The organism is Nonomuraea sp. NPDC048901, from assembly GCF_040649695.1.
Classification (GTDB): domain Bacteria; phylum Actinomycetota; class Actinomycetes; order Streptosporangiales; family Streptosporangiaceae; genus Nonomuraea.
Map to the genome: position 1 here is coordinate 1 of NZ_JBEZFW010000053.1, position 5,913 is coordinate 5,913.

Annotated in this window: 3 protein-coding genes; 2 read left to right on the plus strand and 1 reads right to left on the minus strand. The window is 65.0% G+C overall.

Annotation, left to right across the window (positions count from 1 at the left end; genetic code table 11):
• Positions 1 to 467: 467 nt before the first annotated feature.
• Both AB0C30_RS59655 and fxsT read left to right on the plus strand, forming a co-directional pair.
• A complete protein-coding gene (locus AB0C30_RS59655) occupies positions 468 to 776 on the plus strand; it encodes a hypothetical protein (protein ID WP_357962598.1) in 309 nt (102 codons plus the stop codon).
• Positions 777 to 1,261: 485 nt separating this feature from the next.
• On the plus strand, positions 1,262 to 4,486 hold the full coding sequence (gene fxsT / locus AB0C30_RS59660; RefSeq protein WP_357962602.1) for an FxSxx-COOH system tetratricopeptide repeat protein: 3,225 nt from the start codon (positions 1,262 to 1,264) through the stop codon (positions 4,484 to 4,486).
• Positions 4,487 to 4,928: 442 nt separating this feature from the next.
• Here fxsT and AB0C30_RS59665 read toward each other — a convergent pair whose 3' ends face one another.
• A complete protein-coding gene (locus AB0C30_RS59665; protein ID WP_357962605.1) occupies positions 4,929 to 5,291 on the minus strand; it encodes a hypothetical protein in 363 nt (120 codons plus the stop codon).
• Positions 5,292 to 5,913: the final 622 nt, after the last annotated feature.

The window sequence follows — 5,913 nt, forward strand, 5'->3', positions numbered from 1 at the left end:
GCTGCAGCCCATCCAAGGCCGGCCACCTCTGCAAGGCCATCGCCGTCCTTCAGAACCACCGCGTCACACAGGCCGTCTGAGGATGAAAAAGGGTCCGTGTTGAACGTGCCACGCGCCGCGATGCCGTACCGCCTGACAGCCTCTGGCACGGGGTATGGACAGTCATGCGTACGCTCGCACACATTCGTGGGGAGGATGCTGTCCGCTTGGTGGCCTGGTTCGAGGAGTAGGCGACCGGCATGCTGGACAGCGCTTTTCGCGCTTGGAGCGGGTGACGGGAATCGAACCCGCGCTGTCAGCTTGGGAATCATCTACCGACCTTGCTGCCCTGAACTGGGAAAACAGGGGTGCGGGTCAGAGCGGGTCGAGTGACCGCGGTTCCCCGCCTGTTCTGGCACGCATCTGGCACGACGATCAGTAAAACGCTGACGTGGTGGTGACCTGCCACGTCGGCTACGGTGCGTTCCATGGCCATACGAGTATTTGTAGACGACGTCGGGATCTGGGAGGTACATCCCAATGGCACCACCGGATTCCCCTGGTCGGAAATAATGAGCGTATCTGTGTATGCATCCCTGCTTCCGCCTGATGAGCAGCGAGTCGTGGGGATGGATGTCGGTCACGTGTCGGGGGAGTACCTGGACATCGTCGAGATGATCGAGGGATTTCAGCAGGCCGTACCTGCTGTCGCGGCCCGTTCCGGATGCGACGTTCCTGACCTCTCGGCGCTGCAGCCATCGGACGGTTTTGTCGAGATCTATCGATCAGCCTTGTAGCGGCCTAGCAGGTCCGAGCGTTAGCCGATTCCGGCGGGAGCGCGGCGGTAGGCCGGGGCGCGTAATGGGTCCACAGCTTATACGACCATTGAAAATCAAGGTCCGGATCGGGGATTCATCCTTCACCTGGGTCTTGAAGCGTGGAGCGGGTGACGGGAATCGAACCCGCGCTGCCAGCTTGGGAACTGCATTAATCACGGCCTACTGACGCGCTGAGCTGGGCGAGGGCTCGGTCCTGAGTGACCGTGATTGCCCTCTCACTACCCCTCTTAATGGCCCACTAATGTCCCAGCGATCAGCCCGTGACCTGGTATTTTTCGCGCGGCGCGCATGCCTCAGCCGCCTGATCAGCCCGAGGGGAAGCTTGTTTCGGATCGATGGTGACGGGATGATCAGGTTTGCACCTCGGCCGATCAGCACCAATGTCAGCGGGGTGCGGCACACTGTCGGTGATTCCTGTGGGAGCCGAGGTGAGGAGCCGACTGGTGAACACTCCCAGGCAGTCCAGTCTGTTGATCCGGTTCGCCCTGGACACTCTTGGGGAGCGCAATGCGCACCACGAGTTCGAACAGCTCTGTCTGGACGTGGCCCGTCTGGTGCTCGTGAGCAATTTGGTGCCGGCGACCGGCCCCGTAAGCAGCGGGGGCGATCAGGGTCGGGACGCCGAGAGTTTCTGGACGAGCCTTGCCGCGGCTCCGTCGCCGGTCTCGGCTTTTGCGCGCCTAGCTTCGACGGAAAAGGTCGTCTTGGCCTGCACGATCCAGAAGGACCGCGTCCCCGCCAAGATCAGAAGGGATTTGGCCTCGATCTGCGGCCAAGGCAGTCCCGTACAACACGTGCTGTACTTCACAGTGGCCCCGGTGCCGGTAAGTACACGACACACGCTGGAGGATGAGGCGCGGGATATCCACCAGGTCAAGCTGGACATCTTCGATGCGGTTGCTCTGACAGATCTCCTGACCAGGCCCGAACTCTACTTCCTGGCCGAGCGATATCTGAGTCTTCCGCCGCTGCCGGGTATCAGCGACGCGTCCATCGGCGACCTGTCGGTGGCAGTGCCCGAGGACTTGGCCGAGCACCGAATCCGCGGACGGGAGGCGCTGCTGACCGCGTTGGAGGAGCGGGTGGCGAACGCCGGCGGGCGGTTGGTCCTGTGCGGGATGGGCGGCACCGGCAAAAGCACGGTCGCGCTGGCGCTCGCCCGACGAGTCGCCGTACGGCGGACAGTGTGGTGGGTCGATGCCGCGACCCCGGCCGCCTTCGTGGCGGCGTTGCGAGAGGTCGCCGTACAAGCAGGGGTGGAGCGTGCCGAGGCGCGTGAGGTGTGGCGCAACCACGAGGCAGCCCGAGATGTGCTGTGGGACGCTCTAAACAGGTCGACCACTGCGCCATGGCTGCTGGTCGTCGACAACGCCGACGACCCGGCGGTGGTGCGGAACTGGATCAGGCAGCCGGTCACGGGGAACACGGTGGTAGTGACGAGCCGTGACCAGCGCTCCGACTCTTGGTGGACGTCGGCGGCAATCCATGCCGTTGCCCCGATCTCCCAGGCCGAAGGCGCCGAGATGCTCCGTGAACTGGCGCCCGACGCCGGCTCCGAGGGCGATGCAGTGCACCTGGCGCGGCAATTGGGCGGCCTTCCTCTCGCTCTGCTGCTCGTGGGCAAGTATCTGGCGATGACGAGCGGTGACCTGGTGCTCCCCGAGTCGGAGGTACCTCGGACATTCGCTGCGTATCGGGAGTCGCTGGACACGGAGTTCGCCGAGGCGGTCACAGCGCTGCCGCACGATCCCCACGGCCCGCTGGCCCGTACATGGGAGATGTCGCTGGATCTGCTGGAGATGCGGGGCACAGTGGCCGCGCGGCCGCTGTTCCGGCTGATTTCGTTCTTCGCACCTGAGCCACTGCCGGTCGCCCTGCTTCGCAGGAGTGTGCTCGCTGCCGCAAACGACTTCAAGAATTTGTCCTCGTCTGGGCTCGAAGCTGCGGTACGCGGTCTGCTTGGGTGCGGACTGCTGCACCGTCGGCGCTTTGAGGGGCTCGGTTCGACGGCCGAGACACTGATCGTCCACCCGCTTGTCAGGGAAATCACCCGTACTCAGCCAGCCGCCATCGAGGCAGCACCGGTGTACGCGACTCTGTCGACCGCCCTGCTTGCAATGGTGGCGAAAGGGCTCGACCCGGTCGTCCCGGCGAACTGGCCTCTGTGGCGGCTACTGCTGCCGCACTGTGTCCACGTCGCGGCAGACACGACGCACGCTGCCACGCTGGAGCACCAGATGCGAGGCGACCTCGCAGATCGGGCGGCGGTGTACGCGCAGCAGTCAGGCCAGTGGTCAGTGGCGGAGAAGCAGTTTGGCCATGCCCTGACTGCATACGCCCACACCGCTCCCGATGACGGCCCCAGGACTGTGCTGACGACACGGCACAACTTCGCCCTGCTGAAACGCGATCAGGATCGTCTCGATGAAGCGGAGGCAGACTTCGGTGACATTCTGCGCACAGCGACGCGGGTGCTCGGTCCGGATCACGCGAATACGTTGACCGCTCGCCACGAATTGGCCCGGTTCCGCCTCGACCGGGGAGATGTCGAGGGCGCGCACACGGAGTTCTCAAGACTCGTCCCGCATCTGATCGCCGTCCTAGGCCCCGAGCATTCGACCACCCTCGCGGCGCGCCACGAACTCGCCAGAGCGCTGCGTGGCCGAGGAAACCTCGCCGAGGCCCGCAACTCGTTCAAGCAACTGCTTCCCGACATGGCGAACGCGCTGGGCGACGCTTCTCCCAAAACGCTAACCTCCCGCCACGAACTGGCGGACCTACTGCTCGAACTCGGTGAAGTCGAGCAGGCCCTCGACGAGTTCGAGGCGACTCTCTGCCTGGAAAGACGGACGCTGGGCCACGACCATCCGAGCACGCTGGTCACCCGACACAACGTCTGCAACGCGTTTCTACAGCTCGGTCGGTTCGACGAGGCTGAAACAGAGCTGCGCGCCATTCATGCGACGTGGGCCCGTATCGCCCCCCAAGGGCACACGTCCTCCCATCGAGCCCAGGGCACTCTCGCGGGGTTGCTCTCCGCGACGGGGAGGCCCGCCGAGGCCGAGGGACATTTCCGTGCTGCGGCCAAGGCATTGGCAGCGGCGCTTGGTCCCACTCACCCTGAGACAGTCGTCGCCCGCCTGGGCCACGCCGACACGCTTCGTCTGCTCGACAGACATGCCGAGGCGCAGGCCATGCTGCAGGCCCTGTTGACCTCTGTCCTCGCCTCTCACGGCACCGGCCATCCCAGTCTGCTCTCGGTGCGCCGGCACCTGGCGGACGTGTACTTCGAGCAAGAGCAGGACACCGCCGCCGAGCATCAGCTGCGGCTTTTAGCTGAGGCGCAGAGCGACGTTCTGGGCACGGGGCACCCTGACACCTTGAGAACCCTCAGTCAGGCGGCGGCGGTCGCTCTTCGTCAGGGCGAGGTCAACCGCGGCACCCGCGAACTGGCTGCCCTAGTCGACCCACTGGCCTCGCACCTCGGCAGCGACAACGAGGACACCCTGAGCGCTCGGCTGAACTTGGCCTACGCGTATCTGCTCCTCGGCGACTCTGCAGCGGCAAGTCGCCAACTGACCGATGTCTTGATGGCGTACGAGAACGGTTGTCGTGCTCCGGACGAGTTGCTGGCATCCGCACAGGATCTGCAGCGTCAACTACGCTGAGACCGCACTGAATTGGCAGCAAGCGTGGTCGGCCCGAAGCTGCCTGATCTTTGGCCTCAGCTGTCTCCGGGGAGCCATTGAGCGGCGGACGGTTGATGCTGGGGAGGCAAGACGGGCCCGTCTGGGAGCACAGCGACCGGTGCGTCGGGAATCGAACCCGCGCTTTCAGCTTGGGAAGTCTCTCCCGATCACCGCTCCCCACCTGGGCTATGACTGACCTGCGCTATCGGCCGGGATTCCCCGCGACTCCCCGTCATTCCCCCTTGATCACCGCCCCATCGGGCACGCAGCGGGCACGGCAACCAGGGATCGCCCTCTGCCCTGTCGGCTTGATCGCCGTGCCCTGACGGGGCTCGCGGAAGGCCCGGCGAGCGTACTACGGCGAAATTGCCTTCCACGCACATACCAGATCTTGCAGAGAGGCCCTGAACCGCCATCGGCCTCAGCGTCCACGGGGGCGGCGGGAGATCACCTGGGGGAGTTTTCCCGCCTTCCAGTAGCCGTCGAGGATCTTGAGCAGGCGCTCGGGGTCGCGGAAGACCTCGGCGATCCGGTCGCCGTATTGCTCAAGGAGTGGGTCGCTCTCGACCATCTTGCGGCCGGCGCCCGTGAAGGACGACGAGTAGGCGTGACAGTTGCCGCACCACACGTAGTTGATCCACGCGGGTGTGGTCCGGCCGTATTTCGTGTGGTGATAAGCGCGCATGGTCATGTGGCCGCAGATCGGGCAGGTTCGTTCGGTCAGGGGCAGGTGCAGTTGGGCGCCGAGCGCCTCTAAGTGCTGCTGGTCGTAGGGGCGGGTCATGGAATTCCGGACCTCTCTGAAGGGTAGGGACGGGTATCGCTCCGGGCGGCCCGATGGCGATTCAGCTCAGTGACGCCGAGCCACGCGGGCGGTCCGTCTGGGCCCGGTAACGCGTGGTCGAGATGCACCGGATCTTGTCCCCGTACGAGGTTCGCTGCAAGTCTCGTTGTCGCGGGGGTGCTAGCTGGGTGCGGTTTGTGGGGCTGGCTGGGTGGCGGTGTTCGGTTTGTTGTGCGCTGGGAGGTAGGCGTGTGCGGTGGGTCGGGGCTGAGGAACGAAGTCCCGGCCCGTCGATCGCCCTTGATCCGTACGGTGATCGGCCACAGCGCGATCGTCGACCTGTATCGGTGTTATGGCTCGCCCATTGATCAGCCACGAGGCAAGGGGCGGCGGCGCGTCCCTGGTCGGCGGGTGCGGCTTGGTACGGCGGGTGCTGCGTACGGCGGGCGGCGGGCCGTGCGGCGGCGCGGAGCGCCGTCGCCTTGATACCTATGAGAACAATTCGGCAGTGTGAGCGGTGTGGCTGATGTCCTGTCTCGCTTGATGGTTGACACTCTGGCCTCGCTTGATGCTTGACACCTTGATCGTCTTCTGTGCCTGCTCGTGGCGGTATCGACGCTTC